22 protein-coding genes are annotated in these 16590 nt (G+C 43.6%); all 22 read right to left on the reverse strand.

Translation table 11 applies throughout. From position 1 onward, the window contains the following. Window positions 1–6: 6 nt before the first annotated feature. A complete protein-coding gene (locus ABE954_RS16935; protein WP_371025595.1) occupies window positions 7–1476 on the reverse strand; it encodes a phage DNA ejection protein in 1470 nt (489 codons plus the stop codon). Next, on the reverse strand, window positions 1476–2171 hold the full coding sequence (locus ABE954_RS16940; RefSeq protein WP_322958116.1) for a DNA transfer protein: 696 nt from the start codon (window positions 2169–2171) through the stop codon (window positions 1476–1478). The genes ABE954_RS16935 and ABE954_RS16940 overlap by 1 nt, the downstream gene beginning before the upstream one ends. A 2-nt stretch (window positions 2172–2173) precedes the next feature. Beyond that, window positions 2174–2632 carry a DUF2824 family protein gene (locus tag ABE954_RS16945; protein ID WP_180312464.1) on the reverse strand — a complete coding sequence of 153 codons (459 nt, stop codon included), beginning with the start codon at window positions 2630–2632 and terminating at the stop codon, window positions 2174–2176. 7 nt (window positions 2633–2639) lie between these two features. Further along, window positions 2640–3362: a phage tail protein gene (locus tag ABE954_RS16950; protein WP_371025596.1), complete on the reverse strand. Its 723-nt coding sequence runs from the start codon at window positions 3360–3362 to the stop codon at window positions 2640–2642. Then, on the reverse strand, window positions 3359–5152 hold the full coding sequence (locus ABE954_RS16955) for a packaged DNA stabilization protein (RefSeq protein ID WP_371025597.1): 1794 nt from the start codon (window positions 5150–5152) through the stop codon (window positions 3359–3361). The genes ABE954_RS16950 and ABE954_RS16955 overlap by 4 nt, the downstream gene beginning before the upstream one ends. Next, entirely contained in the window at window positions 5124–5621 is a 498-nt protein-coding gene (locus tag ABE954_RS16960; RefSeq protein ID WP_371025598.1) for a packaged DNA stabilization gp4 family protein, read from the reverse strand. The genes ABE954_RS16955 and ABE954_RS16960 overlap by 29 nt, the downstream gene beginning before the upstream one ends. Next, entirely contained in the window at window positions 5599–5856 is a 258-nt protein-coding gene (locus ABE954_RS16965; protein WP_371025599.1) for a hypothetical protein, read from the reverse strand. Before ABE954_RS16965 ends, ABE954_RS16960 begins: the two co-directional genes overlap by 23 nt. Before the next feature lie 57 nt (window positions 5857–5913). Next, window positions 5914–7197, reverse strand: a complete 1284-nt coding sequence (locus ABE954_RS16970) for a P22 phage major capsid protein family protein (protein WP_371025600.1) — start codon at window positions 7195–7197, stop codon at window positions 5914–5916. After that, on the reverse strand, window positions 7197–8111 hold the full coding sequence (locus tag ABE954_RS16975) for a scaffolding protein (RefSeq protein ID WP_371025601.1): 915 nt from the start codon (window positions 8109–8111) through the stop codon (window positions 7197–7199). The genes ABE954_RS16970 and ABE954_RS16975 overlap by 1 nt, the downstream gene beginning before the upstream one ends. 14 nt (window positions 8112–8125) lie before the next feature. After that, complete coding sequence (locus ABE954_RS16980) at window positions 8126–10216, reverse strand: portal protein (protein ID WP_371025602.1); 2091 nt, start codon at window positions 10214–10216, stop codon at window positions 8126–8128. Window positions 10217–10218: 2 nt separating this feature from the next. Continuing rightward, entirely contained in the window at window positions 10219–11661 is a 1443-nt protein-coding gene (locus tag ABE954_RS16985; RefSeq protein ID WP_371025603.1) for a terminase large subunit domain-containing protein, read from the reverse strand. Beyond that, window positions 11642–12130: a terminase small subunit gene (locus tag ABE954_RS16990; RefSeq protein WP_099659842.1), complete on the reverse strand. Its 489-nt coding sequence runs from the start codon at window positions 12128–12130 to the stop codon at window positions 11642–11644. The genes ABE954_RS16985 and ABE954_RS16990 overlap by 20 nt, the downstream gene beginning before the upstream one ends. Window positions 12131–12184: 54 nt before the next feature. Then, the gene (locus tag ABE954_RS16995; protein WP_371025604.1) at window positions 12185–12451 is read right to left on the reverse strand and encodes a DUF2560 family protein; all 267 of its coding nucleotides are present in this window, start codon (window positions 12449–12451) and stop codon (window positions 12185–12187) included. 475 nt (window positions 12452–12926) lie between these two features. After that, on the reverse strand, window positions 12927–13166 hold the full coding sequence (locus ABE954_RS17000; protein WP_371025605.1) for a hypothetical protein: 240 nt from the start codon (window positions 13164–13166) through the stop codon (window positions 12927–12929). Next, entirely contained in the window at window positions 13163–13612 is a 450-nt protein-coding gene (locus ABE954_RS17005; protein WP_371025606.1) for a lysis protein, read from the reverse strand. Before ABE954_RS17005 ends, ABE954_RS17000 begins: the two co-directional genes overlap by 4 nt. Next, a complete protein-coding gene (locus tag ABE954_RS17010) occupies window positions 13609–14001 on the reverse strand; it encodes a M15 family metallopeptidase (RefSeq protein WP_371025607.1) in 393 nt (130 codons plus the stop codon). Before ABE954_RS17010 ends, ABE954_RS17005 begins: the two co-directional genes overlap by 4 nt. Beyond that, the gene (locus ABE954_RS17015; protein WP_371025608.1) at window positions 13964–14266 is read right to left on the reverse strand and encodes a hypothetical protein; all 303 of its coding nucleotides are present in this window, start codon (window positions 14264–14266) and stop codon (window positions 13964–13966) included. Before ABE954_RS17015 ends, ABE954_RS17010 begins: the two co-directional genes overlap by 38 nt. After that, entirely contained in the window at window positions 14263–14676 is a 414-nt protein-coding gene (locus ABE954_RS17020) for a putative holin (protein WP_071548375.1), read from the reverse strand. Before ABE954_RS17020 ends, ABE954_RS17015 begins: the two co-directional genes overlap by 4 nt. 364 nt (window positions 14677–15040) lie before the next feature. After that, the gene (locus ABE954_RS17025) at window positions 15041–15652 is read right to left on the reverse strand and encodes a hypothetical protein (protein ID WP_230233087.1); all 612 of its coding nucleotides are present in this window, start codon (window positions 15650–15652) and stop codon (window positions 15041–15043) included. Further along, window positions 15649–15840 carry a protein ninH gene (locus ABE954_RS17030; RefSeq protein ID WP_198861224.1) on the reverse strand — a complete coding sequence of 64 codons (192 nt, stop codon included), beginning with the start codon at window positions 15838–15840 and terminating at the stop codon, window positions 15649–15651. Before ABE954_RS17030 ends, ABE954_RS17025 begins: the two co-directional genes overlap by 4 nt. After that, window positions 15830–16195 carry a RusA family crossover junction endodeoxyribonuclease gene (locus ABE954_RS17035; protein ID WP_210815436.1) on the reverse strand — a complete coding sequence of 122 codons (366 nt, stop codon included), beginning with the start codon at window positions 16193–16195 and terminating at the stop codon, window positions 15830–15832. Before ABE954_RS17035 ends, ABE954_RS17030 begins: the two co-directional genes overlap by 11 nt. Continuing rightward, a complete protein-coding gene (locus ABE954_RS17040) occupies window positions 16192–16482 on the reverse strand; it encodes a DUF1364 domain-containing protein (protein ID WP_210815435.1) in 291 nt (96 codons plus the stop codon). Before ABE954_RS17040 ends, ABE954_RS17035 begins: the two co-directional genes overlap by 4 nt. Window positions 16483–16590 lie beyond the last annotated feature (108 nt).

The raw sequence follows: 16590 nt of genomic DNA on the forward strand, positions 1-16590 counted from the left end.
TTATTCCTATGGTAGGTATCCGTACTTAGCTCTGAACTGGGGCGCTAATGATGGGTTTTGCTGCAAAGCTTGTATTGCTGCTTGTGGAGCTTGCTGTTGCTGAGATTTACTTCCACCAAGATTTGCAGTATTTCTAGAGTTATATTCATCTGTATAGTTTTTTATGTCCTTAACAGATGTAATCATTGCATCCCTGCTTGAGTAGTCTATCTGTGGCATTGACTGGAAGAATCTCTTAGCTTCTGCCTCGGTGTTTATTCCGCTTGCGCCCATAGCCCTTGCAGCACCGATACCCTGATTCTGCATGTTCCCTTGAATTCTGTTGGCAGCATTAAAAATTTCTCTTGTTTTAGGGTCTTTAATTCTACTCATTACATCAGCTGTAATGGCTGGGCTTCCTGTCCCTCCAGTTATACCAGTGAGCGGAGCTGTTTCAGTTGGGCTAGAATTAAGAATTAAACCAATATCCTTATTCATTATATTTTTTGTTGCAGATCCAGATGAATCAGACACTGATGATAGTGCATTGACAGGAATAGTTACCACATTACCGTTAGCGTCATACCCCTTATAATACTTAGACTCGCCAGCACCCTGAGCTTTTGGATCAATCATTACTGTCTGACCATTTGATAACTGAGCCTGTTGCATCTCATCTCCACCCTTCCCTTTTAGCTGCATAAATTGCTTACGCTGCTCAGGTGATAGTGACTGCAAATACTCATACTCCCTAACTGATGAAGGAGCTGCGGCCTGAGCATTAGCAGAACGGATGGAATTTTGTGCTGATATGTCTTGCCCACGCCTCGCAGTAGCAGCACCAATATCTTGACCTCGGCGAGCTGTTTCAGCACCTATATCTTGCCCTCTCATTGTCACCCCGCGATTAGCTTGGGCATCCATCATATCCATAAACTTCTCAGGCGTTGATGCCCTCATTCCTAAAGCCAAGGCATATTCTTTTGCAGCAGCAGGATTTTCTGTAGCCATTTTAAAAGCAACTTGCGGGTCAAAGCCAAATTTACGCATTTCATCTGCATTCTCCCGAACGAAGCTTTCAACATTACCACCTGAGATAGCGGCATTATAACCAAGTGCTAAGTTACCTATTGACTGCTTGACATCATCATTAATCCCATCCATACCGCCAGTAATTTGCTCTCTCATTTCAGGGTATTCAGCAAATAGACCACGCATGGCACCAGTATCGTTATTAGCCATGGCCTGCCCCCATTTACCTTGGAACTCAGATAGCCTTTGTTGCTGCTGATCTTGCTGATACATAGAAGCTATACCAGCCAAGCCCTGCATGGCCTGCAACCCCCAATTATTAGCGCCAGAGCGTTGAAGGTCGTTGTTTTCTCTGATAAGGCCTAGAGTGGGATTAATATCGCTAGCTCTAGGCGCATTGTCGTTAACTTGGCCTATACCTCCTAAAAAACCACCACTATTAATATTCTGGTTCCAAGTCGCCATTAGAAGATACTCCCTAAAATACCTAATCCAGCTCCAATACCCATTCCCCAAGGTGTTGAAGTACCTAGAGCGCTAGCAATTCCATATCCAAGAGCGCCACCACCTAAACCACCAGTTACTGCTTGCTGCATACCTGACGGTCTATTAGCGTTAGCAGCGGCAAGGGCAGCATTTTGTTGAGACAACTGGCCAGCATTATTCGCGTATGTCTGCCCTGCGTTCGCTTGACCTTGAAGTGCGCCAAGTCCAATATTTGCTAGGTTGTTATAGTTGTTCATTTGACCATTCAGCCAGCTTTCACCGAGCGCAGGAGCAATTGAAGCTAAGCTATTACTGGTGGCTGTAGAACCTAAGCCGCCCATTGCTTCAGCCGATGCTAGGTTTTGGTAACGCGCTTGATTTGCGTAATCATTGAATTGTTGAGAGTTGTAATATTGCCCAAGAGCCTGAGCAGCACCTTCGGGAGATGATAGGTTTTTAAGCTGATTAATATACTGGCCAGCAAGCGGAGTAAATGGAGCTAGCCCATTCATGACTCGTTCAAATTGTTGGTTTTGCAGGTCTGCTGCGTATTTAGTTGCTGCGGCCTGTTCTCCTGCACCACTACTACCACCGCCACCTTTACCACCACCTTCATAAAATGCCGGTTCTTCACCAGCCAGTTTTCTTGCTAATTTAAATACATAGCCAGACATAATTATCTCCGTTCTTTGCTGATGAATTCGAATATCTCTTCTCTGGTTGCTGAGTAAATAGTTACATCAGTCTTACCATCAAAGAATTTAGGGATGACACCTCGACGCCTTAATCCAATCGAAGCGCAGTAGAATTTCCCCTTTCTAAACTTGTCGGACGCCATAGATAAAACGCACTCAACCGGATAGTTAGCGAAGAAATAAGACCAAAAGGAAATTCCTATATCACGACTGAAACCGCGCATATTTTCTAAAAACATTGCATGACACTCGTAAGATTTAGGCTGAACCTCTATAGCTCTAATTATTCCTGCAAACTCATTATGAACACCGACCTCAAAGTAAATCTCTTGGCTGTTGTAGCTAAAATAATTCCCGTTTGCCGTTCCAGCTTGAATGTCAGGTATGTTCGCTACATGCTCAATCAAATCGATATTTCGCGTTGGTTTGAATGTGATCATGATTACCTCAATCGATTAATCCATGAGCCCGCGCCATATCTTCCAGCGCTTTAAGGGATTTACGAGTTTCAGTGAGAGCCGATGCTAGAGCCTGAATTTCTAACTGGTCATATGTCGAGCCAATGCTGTAGGTTTTGTTAGCATTGAAGCCAGATTTCGAAGCCATACCAGTGGAAGCAGTAAAGCCAGTAACACGAGCACCGACTACCTGAACACCGTTAACAGAGTAAGAATCTTTGACAGAAATCGGAGAAGCTAAAATTTGCGTAGTTTCACGACCCAATGAGACGTAATCGGCGTCGATTTCAGAGACCTTTTCCGTGAGGTATGTAATATCACTCTCTGCTGTCGTTAATCGCGTCTCGTGGTCGTTTATGCGTAATTCTGCTTCGTTAATCCGTATCTCATGCTCAACAATCTTTTCTTCTGCGGCAGTGATTCGAGTTTCGTGATTCTGAAGCTGTGCTTCGTGCTGCTCTAATGTTTCCTCTGCTGACTTTATGCGCTGTTCGTGGTCGTCAAGGATGATATCTTGCTCATCATTTCGTAACTGAGCTTGATATGCTTCGTTGCCAGCCTCATTCGCACGTCCTGCAACCTTTGCCATATCCTCAGCGCCACTAAGAACAATGCGAGTGTATACTGCGCCAAAGTTGCTCGGCAGTATTTCTGGAACGATATAGGCCGCTTGAACTTCAATGGGCGTTGATAGATTTTCATTAGCCATCATTCAACCCTCATCGATAGGTCACTGAGCGTTACAGGTGACTTAGTGATAACGCGAATCTTGAAACCAATATTCTTTCTCACCCTGCCAACCCTGCGCCAGATAGCGCGCATGTCGTAACGGAACGGAGCGTTTTGGTCTATCATTTGTTCCCTGCCGAAGTTTATTCCGTCAGTAGTTGCAGATAGAAATAGGCGATCAGCGATTTGGGCAACACCTGTTGACGCTTCAAGTTCTAGGTCGAAAATACGCGCATTATCCGCTTTCACCATTGGCGTATATAAAATATGCTCGGCTTGTTGGTCATACTGCGAGGATTTATCGAAAGCTAACTTGCCAACTAGGCCAGACTTTTTATCGCCAACTGTTATCTGATTATCTTCATATATGAAATCGATAGCTCGGTACGGCTCATCGTATAGACCAGTTTTCAGGATGCACCATTGCGGATATTGCTGGCTGCCAGTGCCATCAAAGCAAAGCGTATGGCGTGGTAAATGGATGATAGCCAGCTCGTGACCATCAAACTTAACCGACTCCATGACAGCACCTGATAACTCATCGGCAGTATAGCTGCGGATAATTTTATCAATGCTTGCTGTCGATATTGCGCTAGCAGTACCTGAGCCAAGCAAATAAACGGACGGAGCACCATTTGCAGGGTTACTGATAAATGCGTATGAATCACCAAACTTGCATTTAGTGTCACGACCAGCGATACCCATTTGAACCATGTATGATGGCTGCATTGCATAAATTGGTTGAGTTGCAGAAGTTGAACCAGTTAATGAAAAGTATTCGATAGTTGAAGCGCCAAAGCAGATAACCATATCACGCCAAGAACTGACAGAAATTATACCGTCAGGCTGCGACTCTGCCGTGTAAAAAGGTGTGTACCTATCAGGCTTTGATTCGTCCTCAATATCGGTTATGCCGAAACGAGCGCCACCCTTTTGCAGCCAGATATAGCGCCCACGGTTTCTGGCAACATCAATCACCTCGCCTAAATCATACTGTGGGTATTTATTGACGACTTCTAATACTTCCTGAGTCATTACAAATTCAGCCGTATCAGTTGGTTTAACCGTGTTGTCAGGGATTGTTTTGTCGTAATTGAACTTGTATTCAATCGTGAGTTTATTCCCTGTACGCTTCAGGCCATTAACGATAATATCGGTTAAATATGGCTTTTCTGTTTCAGGTTTATCCTGTGACTTTTTAACGCCAAATTGATACTCGGGTATCTCAATAACTTCACCTACAACACCGTCTGATGCCTTTGGGGTTATCTTCAGAGTTAGTGAGCCGTCGATATCATCTTTAGTCAATGATACGAAATCATCATTACCAGCTTTGTGAGTCCACTTTTTAACATCGCGAGTGTAGCCTTCTTTGACCACTTCCTCTTCTGGCCAGTTAGTTAACTCTTTAACTTCACCATCGTAACGATAAAGTTTTAATTTACCGCCAAAAGCAACCGACTGACTCACGCCAGAATGCGCCAGTGATACTCTATCTTTACCTTGAATATCACCGATAGCATTTGCGCCTTGATACAACTTGCCGCCACACACGCGGTACACAATGCTATTTTTCGTATTAAATTGAACGCCTCGTGAAATACCGTCAGCATCACGAAGCTTTACCAGCGCAGGGAATGATCGGAGATAACCAGCGGCATTCAATACTTCTTTCGGTGTTGCTAACATATTCACTGGCAATCCATCGATGTAATCAGCCGTGTTCGGGTCTTTGCGTAAACCTCTAGCAAGAGGGATCTGAATCCTTGGCATGTGGTTTACTCCTATGGAAGAATCGATATCCGTTCATGGTTGCTAGGCGATTACCAGAACCAATAGGGAAGCCATTTGGATAATGCGCTCTGGCTTCTTTTGCTCGTTTCATTGCACAACTACGCATTAGTCTTTCTTTGCCATAGCGAGCAGTTGCAATGACTTTATCAAGCGGTGTGATTTGATAATCAGGGGCAATGCGGGTGGCTAGGTTGTAGATAACTGCGTTAATAGCTTGCTTATATAATCTGTGTTCATCACCTTGGTCGATTGGTATGTCTTCCTCAGCGAATTTATAACCAGTATGAATGCCCGCGCCATCTTCAAACCACTCATACATCATTGACTCTAAATCAACTACTCCGTCCTCTAATGATTGCGGTTCGATATCTGTTAGCGTGGCATCGGATGCGACACCGAGTTTACGCAGCGCCGCAATGACTAACTCACCCTTCGTTGTTATCTGCATCTTTCACCGCCTTTTTCTTGGTAGCGGGTTTCTTTGCTGGCTCTGGCTCTGGCTCTGGCTCTGGCTCTGGCTCTGGCTCTGGCTCTGGCTCTGGCAAGATTTGTGTATCATTTGGGTTTTTATGCCAACCATCATTTAGATAATCTTCAATTTCATCATCGTTGACAGTGGCGATCTGAAGATTCATACCCCAGATTTTTACATCCCCATTGGCTTTATAAAGCATGGTGCTCATGTTTCATCTCCAAAAAATAAAGGGAGCCAAAGCCCCCCCCCTTAACTAATTACCAGACTAAGCCTGACCAGTAAGACCAACGCCAACCGCTTCAGGTCGTTTAGTGCAAGCTGAGTACCAAACAGCAATACGGCACTTACCTTCTAGTGTTGAGATATCACCTTGATACGCTACAACACCATTCAGGCCAACAGAGTCGATACTGAATGACTGTGTTTTCATTCCGCTAAATAATGCGTGGTTAAGCGGGATAGGTTGAGATAACAAGGTAATTGAGTCATCAGCCCAGAAGATATTTGTCTTAGACGTTTTAATGTTAAGGACGCTAATTGCCGCACCAGCTGCTAGTGACGTGTTGACGTTTGCATATGCTCTCTCTTCAGGCTTCAGTGCTGCGTCATCAAGTGCAATTGGTTTAGGCATGATAGTGATGTTATTGCCATCAACGCCAACGACCGCAAATGTTGCATCTTGTGTTAGTAAGTCTTTTGCCATCTGAGAGATGAACTTAACGCCCGCAAAGCTGATTTTATCGCCTCGCTTAAATGCCGTTCCGTCACTAACTTTAACTACTGCTGTGCGGTTATCAACGTTTTCACGATTTCCGTCAACATCTTCTTTCCATGCTTCAGGTTTGAACTTCTGCGCACCATCAACTGTTACACCTGTAACAGTTGCCGCTAACAACGTTGGCAATTTAGGTGAACGGAGAACATCTTCAAACCCAGCAACTTGCTTTTGAATTGTTCCTGACTTGTAAGCCTCTTCCTGAATGCGTCCGTATAAGTCTTTGCCTACCAAGTTATAACCAGCCTTGAGGTAATCGTCAGAGTTAAAGAAGTAACTCAGTCCTTCATTACGGTTTAACTCACGAGCGAATATAAGGGATTCAGCTTGAGATACGAACCCCCAAGAGTCCGCCCCATTTGACAGATCTCCAGCATCAGCAATAACCAGAGATGCGGTATCAGCGGCCTGTTTAGCAATAGAAGTCTCAACGTTATTAGCCAGCTTTAAGCCAGACGCACGAATACGACGACGTATAGATGTCTCATCACGAACATCATCGGCGCGTAAACCAAAGAAGTCATTATCTGGAACGCCCATGTTACATTTGACAGACAACTCCAAGATGCCTGTTTCTTTATTGGTTAAATCCCAACCCTGTTGAGTAGGGGCTTCTTGCTCTACTGGCATCCAGACAGTATTTTGAGAGCGCTGCATGTCGCCAGCAGGAGGAGTATATTTACCTACACGCTGAGCCATGGGGCAGTTATTTTCGATAGTGTTTACTACTTCATCCACCATATAGGTGATGATCTGACCTTCATTTAAAGACATTATTTAATTCCTTGTAATTTAGCCTTGATAGCTCGGTACTTTTGCACATCGCCTTTATTTGCTGCGTCGTCCATTTGCTTTTGCAATGCTGCGACATTTGCCGCTGAAACATCACCGTTAATTGGTTCGTCGGCAGGTGGGGCTGATGAGCGTTGTGTACCGCGAGGCTTGAGAGTTAAACGATCAGCTAATCGAGTTAGTTCGATAGTGACCTGAACAGGGTTTTTGCTAAACAATTCTTGCGCTTTATCAGGGTTAGACCCGAGGTAGTAAATGATGGCGGCTGACTTCTCTGGGAAGTTTGTTGCGACTGCTTCATAAACACCTTGTGGCAATACTTGCAATGCAGAATCTTCCTTTTCCTGATAGTCAGGTAAGTTGAGTTTTTCAGCCGCATCATAGTGCGCCTTCATTGCGTTAGCGATTTGTTGACTTTGTTGTGCATATTCCTGAGTTTTACGACCCTGTGATGCAACCGCTTTACTTCTTGCATCAAGAGCATCCATTTGCCACTTCTGCATGTCTGCATTAAATGCGGCTGTAGCTCTGTGAGTGTCATAGTTGTATTTAGCCAGACCCTCATCGGATAAGTAATCATCCATATTAGGCTGTGCTGGTAACTCAGGATTAACACGTAGGTGCTCAGGAAGCTCGCCGCTTTCAATTGCTTTTACTTGCTGCTCAATTTCTCGCTGACGTTTGCGAGCGATACGTTTAGCCGCTTGTATTGCGTTATTGCTAGGCTTGCCTTCCTGCGGTTGCTCATCGTCTTTCAGTACAATGTCGAAGCCTTCTTCTTGCCTTGCGTTACCGTTGGCATTATCGATAACTAAGCCATCTGCGGATGCCGCCGCCTGATCGCCAGACAGGATTAATTCTTCAGACTGATTCTGAATTTCGGTGGTTGTGCTCATGATATTTAACTCTCTTACATGGTTTGAGGATTATTCTCGACGATATTGTCGGTAGGAATGTTTTGTTGTTGCTGCTGTGCAACCTCGTTCAGAAGTTTAATGGCCTCTCTTACTGCCGATTCATCTATATTCCTAGCCTGAGCTAGCTTGTAGACCGTATTGGCTTGAGATTCCATTGCATCTTGCTGAGCGGTAAATGCTTTGATTTGAGTTTGTGCTGTTTCGTTATTGGCTTTGGTTTGCTCTGCTTGAGCCGCGATGATTTGCGCCTGAGCCAACATAGCATTAGGATCTTGATTGCTTTGTGCTGCTTGCTGAGCTTCCATTAACCATTGCTGTTCTTCCTCGGTTTCTGGTTTCTTCAAGCCATTAACAATCAATTCCTTGTTGGCATAATCCCTGATGTATTCAACGCCTTTACCTTCCATCATGTTTGCATACGTAAGCATCATGACATTCCACATTGGATGCTCTACTGGAACTTTAACGATAAGCTCGCCTATCTCAGCCCTAGCAGCATCTTTTTGCGATTGGAAAGATGGGCCCACATCAGTAAATGTTTCGTACTTTCCTCGGATATCATTGCGAACAATCATTTCGCCTTTGCGGAAATCTAATTCTTCCTGCATTAGCTCAATCTGATTCTCCCCTCCATCCTCGGCGGTTGTTGTTACTGTTCGGTTGGTGTCGTATATCTCAGCTGCGATTGATGCGTAAATTTCACCATCACGGCGCATTGCGATAGCTAAGTTATCCTGAAACACATACGTTTCTAAGTCGATACGGCTATTAAGCTGATTGACAGTATCAAACGCCACTTGTCCATTAGCCGCCTCAGTATCAACACCTACACGAGCGGTTGATTTGGCTGCTTCTGTTGCAACTTCTAGGAGTAGCGCGTCGGCTTGTGAAACCTCAGCATTCTCCATATACGCAACAGGAGAAGGAGGCAGATCAGCATTATTTTCATCAGTTCGATTGAGTAGATAGTAAGGATAGTCATCCTCACCACTAAACATGTGCTCATACCCTGCTATCTGCTCAGGGAAAAAGAAAGGCTTCTTCTTTGGTGACTTAGCAGCGGTGTCGGCAGACTTGGATAAAATAAAGTTACGCAGCCTTTGAGCATCTTTCGATAACCTAACTACGCCTTCGTATAACTCATTATCATCAAAGAATGACCATTCGCCATATACAGGAACAATCGGTATGTGCTCGCCAGCTATTGGCATTTTATCTTTCAGAATGCCCGTGTTAGTGATGATTGACTTATAGACTCTGCGCTTTTTAACTCTGCGCTCACCTACTTTCTGATAACCAGCATTTGCCAGTTCATCAATTTTTTCTTTCGCTTCTTTTGCCGAGTATGTTTGGAGATCATTAGTTAACGGGTCACGATAGACAAACACTAACTCTTTCTTTTCCTCAACCTCGTAATATTCAGCGACATGAATTGTTTTTCCACTCGACCAAGTGAACAATAAATCATTGTTAGGTGATTGGAATGATGGCTGAATTTCAGGGTCTAGCCCGTACTGCTCAGCGAATGCCTCCCATCCATCAATATTCATCGCGTGAATGATCGTGCAATTCTTCGCGTCAGACTTATCCATTGCCTTGGCGTTGCAATCCCAGATAACGTGAGTGCAAGACTCATGCATCGGAACTCGTCGGATAATCTGATTATTGCTAGTTGGGTTATCATCCTCATACTCAGTGACGAGTCGCCAAGCACCGTAACCACATTCGATTTGCTCTCTTACTGCCACGTTAACGGCAATCTTTGAGCTATTGTTTCGCATGTCAGTTCGATACATGCCCATAAGAATATCAGCGGCATCAGCTGGCGCGTTATCCTTTGGTCGATACTGAACCTCAATAGGATTCTTGCGCATCTCAGCGACGAGCTTACGCACCATTGGGCGCACTACATCAAACTGACCTCGGTATTGCAATGTGACGTAGCTTTCAAGCCAATCATCCCACTGACTAACGCGACTAAAGAATAAATCGTTTCTCGCCTCCGTTCTGGCATTTTCAGATGCAGAGTAATCGAGGTCGAATTTGCGAAGTATTTTCTCAAGCCGCTCGTTTCTATCGACCATTATTATCTCCTAATCGGCCTAATCGGTGCGGGAATTACTCGTTGCTTAACTTTTCCTATCTCACCAAAGCGTTTTGCAAACCTTCGCATCATGTAGGCGTATCGAGTGGCATCAAGTAAGTCGTCACGAGTTTTAACAATCTTTCCTTTCTCGTCGCGGTGATAGAAGTTGTATTCTTCAAACCAATCACGCAACCCACGGAAAACTTTAAATCGCCCTGTTCTCATTAAGTCGTATATTTCAAATAGACCAGCCTCAACAGAGCGGGATTTATCAGGCCACTGAGCAGGATCATTAAGCATCTTAAAACCTGCATCTTCGTAATATTCTTTTTGCTGTAACCCAGACCCTTTTTCAGTTTGCAATCCATCTTGAGGCCACGCGGTAGGAATATCTTTAGCCCACTTATTTACAGCCCCCCACGCTTCAGCAGGTGAAGTCTTACTAGCCTTCCATGCCCTAGTAACGTAATAGGCATCATTATCTAAATCGATAGCTAGCTGTATGTGCGCTTGAGGGTGATCCCAACCAAAGTCCATGCCATCAATGACAGCCCAATGCTCAGGGATAGGGAATGGGTCGCACGTTACAAACTCTTCGCCAAAGTCATATATACGACCATGACCAAGCATCGGAATCCCTTTGGTTCGCATGTCACGCTGGTGAGGCGGGAACGAAGCCAGCAAATCCTCTTTTACCTTCTCGCTCAAGTGTGGAGCATCATCCCAGCCAACATTCATACACGTTTGAGCAGATGATGGGGTATCCATAAAGCCGATAACTAAATCAGTTCTACCGTTCTCTGGTGTAAACGTCAGAATGCCACGACCACCGCGACCTTTATCTCCTGTTGCGGTACGAGTTAAAACCTGTGGATAGATAGTGGGGTCTTTTGGCTCTTCATCGATATGGAACCAATCAACGCTGTCACCCATCAATGCATGCTGGCCTTGTGAGTATGACCAGAATTGAATTTTTGCTAAGTCGCCTGATTTATGTCTGATGTATACAGAACGAACAGCGTTAGGCGTACCAGCCATTGGCTCAGTATCGACAATTAACTCACTAGGTATTAACCCACCTTGCCAGCCATTATCTGTTTTCCTGCCAATGATAGGCGCTTGTAATAAGTCTCTACACTTTTCACCAGAGTAGCCAAGACACCAGATAAGAGGAGCATGTTCGAACTTATACCCCTCCCAATCATCAGGATAATCACCCATTGCATGAATAGCGTCGATATAGGTAGCTGTGTCAGTCTTTCCGACTCGGTTAGCTGCAATCAATGCCACTTGTGAATATTCTATACTTAGTGCAATGAATTTCTTTTGCCAAGGGTAGCGAGTTTCGTAATATGTTTTGTATCGGTAAACATTTGCGCGGCGGGATTTTTCTTCTAGTAAAGCGATAAGCTCTAGTTTCTGGTCACGATTTAACTGATCCATTTATTAGCCTCGCCAACTTTGCATTTAATTCCTCGTCTGACATTGTTTCAATTGAGCCAGAATGCTCTACCTTGTCAGTGAATAGTTTGAGGTGCTTGCCTAGAAGCTCATAGCCTTTCAACACTGCTGATGAGTCATAACGATAAACAGCGTTTAACTCTCCATCGTCTGTTTCATGCAGAACAGGATCCCCATTTGGATAAGTAACCTTCTCGCCTTGTTCGCACCGACGAATATTTTTAATTATTCCCTCGATGACAAACTGAGAACTTAGACCAACAGCCTCATTACGCTCTGCTGCTAACTTCTTTATGTGCGCTCTAATATGAGGTTTTCTAAGGTTTTCACTTGCTATCTGTGCGGCTGACTTTTCACTATACCCAGCCCTAATTGCTGCCTGAGTACCGTTTAAATCGACAATGTACTCTTGGCAGAATCTTGTTTGTTGCTCATTTAATTCATCTGCCATATATCCCCCTTTAATCAATTATCCAGCCCACTCGTAAATGAGCTGTGTAATTAACTATTCTGCGAACAGGTCAAGTATTTGGCTTACTTCTCGCACTGCTTTTTGCGCACGTGCTAAGAATTGAGATTCAGTCTGGCTGGCGTTATACATATCTTTGAATAATTCAGCTTTGATTTGACTATCGCCAATAAACTCCATCGCTGCCTGTGTAGCTGATGAGTCTCTGCCAACCATCCGATATATTTCTAATGCCAATTGTTGCTTGGGTGTAATTTCTTTCATTGTTTCACCTTGCTTGTGTGAGTGGTTATGTCTCTCCATAGTCACGCCGTTTCTTCTCCGATAGCTGACGTTGCTACTACGCTATGAATTAATTCCGGATTCATTGTTTTTGATTCTCAGAATGCGCTACCCACAAAAGGAAGATGGGTCACAGCTAACATATGAGACAGCGACAATGCGACGCTTACCTTGTCGGGGTTATGCATTAAAAAGCCCCGCTATTGCGAGGCTCGTTGTTGTTCGATTATTACTTACTAAATCATTTTATTAGTTATAGTTAGTTAAACCATTGTTTTATCTTTGTTTCGCTCTCAATCATTTGAATTTAAAGTTTATATCTTTTTGATATTAAAAAAGATACTTTTTGTTTGGATGCGGAAATACCTTATTTGTATAGTGACATTCGGTAACTCAATCATTGTACTTTTCTCGCTTAGCCCGTTAATCTCGCCGGGCTTTTTTTATTTCATCACCTGTCGTTGTTGTTCAATTTCCCGTATTGCTTTCTTGTCGGCTAGCAATCATCATCAGGTTTAGCAACAGCGCGACAAGCAGACATGCAAGCTTTTTGCATTTCAGTTTTAGCGATTGATAGCCAGCGATGGTCTACGGAGTCATCCACAGAAAGGGAGTCTAATTGCGCAATAAATTGTCGACTAATCCCTTTTAGCTTATTCATATTGCCAATATCCTCATCGCTTAACTTCTTATAGCCTTGCACTTTACTACCATCTTGTGGTTTTGCTTCATTCATCGTAAACACTCCGTTCTAATGTAATCCTGCAAGCCAAGTATCATTTGCTTGGACTCTGCGATTCGTTGCCTGAGTAACCAATAATTTCCGATAGCGGAGTCAGTAGGTCTGGCGGCTGCTCCATCATCCAAGCCGGAGGTGGTATTGCTTTCGCCTTTCGGACAACTGGCTCTGATGTACACCCGCTCAGGATTACGCTCAGCAGCAATACGCAACTGGTCAATTTCACTCTTTGCATTTGTGAGCTCCGTTGTATGTTTGGTGTCGAGTTCGTGAAGGGAGTTGATGCGCTTTTCGTAGTCTGCGGTGATAGCCACTTGCTCGCTGAATTTATCCTTCAGTGTTGAGTAATCACCTTTCAGGTCACCATAACTACCCATTACCCACCAAAGCCAGAAAGCTAAGATAGCGCATGCACCAGCCAAGACTTTAGCTAGCGTTGTCATGCTGGAATCTCAACGTGAGGCGCATCAATGAACTTAGTTTCAATTGGTAGTGATGGGTCATTCTTCCAGTTGATACCAAATCGTAATTTAATACCCAACTCATCCGAGGCTTGCTTGACCGCTTTCAGTAGCGGTTTAAACTCATCAATCTGCCATTTAGTATTCACTGGAATAATGTCTACTGCATGACCTGTTAAGTGGCGACTGTGCATAGTTTGTGATTTCTTTTCTGCAACCAGCTGCTTTTGTCGCTCTTGAGTTCGTAGACCTTCAATGACAATAAAATCGACAGGTGTTATTTCCAGTGTGCGGCGAATAACTTTTACTAAATCAGGGTTGACGCCTTTAAGGTTATTTTCGCTTCTCTGGCTGAATTTGAAGTTGCTCATTTTTCACCTTCTTGAATACCTGCATGATGTTGCCTTTAGCTGCAAAAACCAAAACGCAGATGAACACATCACCGAGTAAGTTAGATAAGCTCGTATCGAAATCATTAGGCTTTATTAATTGGTAGCTTTGCCATATACAAAGCCAGATAAGCACCATGCCGATAAATGAATCTCTGTGGCGAGCGTAATTGCATAGAAATACACGAATGGCCATGAGAATTAACACGACTACATTCGCATAGTTGATAATCTCCTGATAACTCATTTCTTGCCCCTCCACTTTTCAGTTAAGGTGCTCATCAATACGGAGAAATTATTCTCAATGAGTCTTGGTAGCCATCTAATGGCCTTTGTTAGCGTTTCGCTACTTGCAATAATGAGAAGCAATGAAATGAATAATGCTGAAACCAGAATGGCAGTTAATGTTTTACCTATCTCATAACCCGTCTCAGCTACAATTATTCGCTCTACTGATTCAGAGATAAGAACGCCAGTTAAAAACGATAAGATAAATAACAGAACCTTTTTCTTGTTGTTATCTTTTGAGGCTATGACTGCAACAGTTGCGCCAATAATTGCACCTGTAATTACACCGTAGTCAAAGCTTCCTGTCATTAATCCGATTGCACCACCGCCTGCTGCGCCGACGATAGCACCAGCTGCGGTACTTGGCATATATAACACCTGTGTTTTAGTTAATAGATAGCCGCGCACAGCTCTTGTGTTAATTGATAACGAGGGTGATTGATTCTGTGGCGGCGTATACGAAAAAAGGCCGCACTAGGCGACCTCTTGAATGGGTGACTGATATAGCTCAGTCTGGCTGTATTGCGCTAACAATACTCTATGGCTACAGGATACTTTGAACTACCAAATATCTTTTGGTGGTTGGAATTCACCCAATAAAAAACCCCACCGAAGTGAGGCTCTATTTTGAACTTGTTAACCGCTCTGTGTTTTAATGCCGTGAGCTTATCACAAACTATACATGTAAATTTCGCAATTGCAATAGATATTAGAAATATTTTCTATTTTATTGTTATTTTACATTAACTATATTCTCCTCTTCGCGTTTAATTGCATAGAAAAGCTCTTCTTCCAGTAAATCCAAAGCCCATTCAATGCGCCTTGTGCTTTGCTGTATGCTTATCTTTTTCTTGAAGGTTAATTCACGAGCCATCTTTTGCGTGTATTTGCAGTCGCAATAACGTTTAATTGCTACGTGACGGATTGGATTGTTTAGTTTGAATGTCTTGTTAATTACTGATTCAATGAAAGCGGCATCATCTGATTCTTTGGCGAGAGCGATGAGGTCGCTTATACTTGCTTTTGGATTGAGTATTTCATGTGATTTTTTAAATAACTCATCCCCCCTGTACCCCATCTTATGTAAATCATTAACAACACCAATAATCCTTTTCCCTTCGTTTTCACTCCAATCAGAACGGATCATGAGTCGACCGATTACACTACACTCACCACCTTCTGCATAATCATCGCCACCATAAACCTTACCCCAAGTCATCAACATATAACGAACCCATGCTCTTTTGCTTTCTAGTGCATTCTTTCTTCCAGAGCCCCACACGCGCCGCAGTTCGTTTTTACTTGAATAATGAGCGAGTAAATAAAACGGTTCATCGTTTCTCATTTAGCCCCCTTCGCATGTTTATACTTAGTCATCAGTCGACCATTTATAATCGCGTGGTCAAAACTAAATACATCACCAGAATATTTCTTGACTGTTGCCCTATTGCAATTGAGTCGTCTTGCTACTTCGCTCATATTTCCGTGCGTCTTGACAAGTAACGCTGGAATAGTTGTTATTTCAGTCTGCATCGCCTATCTCCCATATTGTGATATCCAAGGAGCCGTCTTTAATTCTCTCTCCGCGCCTTATTCGGAAATCATCTATCTGCTCGTCGTCATCCCAAAAATTGGCGTGAGTAAGCGAATCGAAAACAGCTTTAGGCAAGTTATCGAGGTCTCTTTTTCGTTTGTCTGGGGGATTTGCTGTGATGACTATTTTGATGCGGGAAGTGGTTTTGATATCTAGGTTTTGCTGCTCTATGTAATCTGTTACTTGTTTTCGGTAGCTTGTGCCTTTTGGTGATATGTAGTGCCTGCCTCTACAGTGTCGCCAGTAGGTATTATTGCTCGGTGGCCACGGTAATTTGAGGTGATATTCATTCATGCCTTAATCTTCCCCTCACTTTGCAATATGGCCTGAGTTCGAATAACCCCCTCTAGGTGACATTGCTTTGCGTATTCAGCGTCCGTGATTCGCGTTCTGCGGTCTATTTCGTCATGACAAGCGCCACATGCCCACGCTATAAATAAATCGCTAGGCTTGCATCCTGTGCCACATAATCCAGACATTCGATAATGAGCGCCCACTACGGTTTCAGAATTGCCGTTACACACTCCAGGTATTCTGACTTGGCATTCTCTGCCTTTTGCTTCTTTGCGTAAGTTAGCCATACATAAACCCCATCGCTAAAGTAACAATCGAAAAGAATAGAATTACGTGTCGAGTTCTAATCATCACACCCCCTTAATTTAGTTACTTTAATTAACCATTTATCAACC

Source organism: Providencia sp. TYF-12 (genome assembly GCF_041344805.1).
GTDB lineage: Bacteria > Pseudomonadota > Gammaproteobacteria > Enterobacterales > Enterobacteriaceae > Providencia > Providencia huashanensis.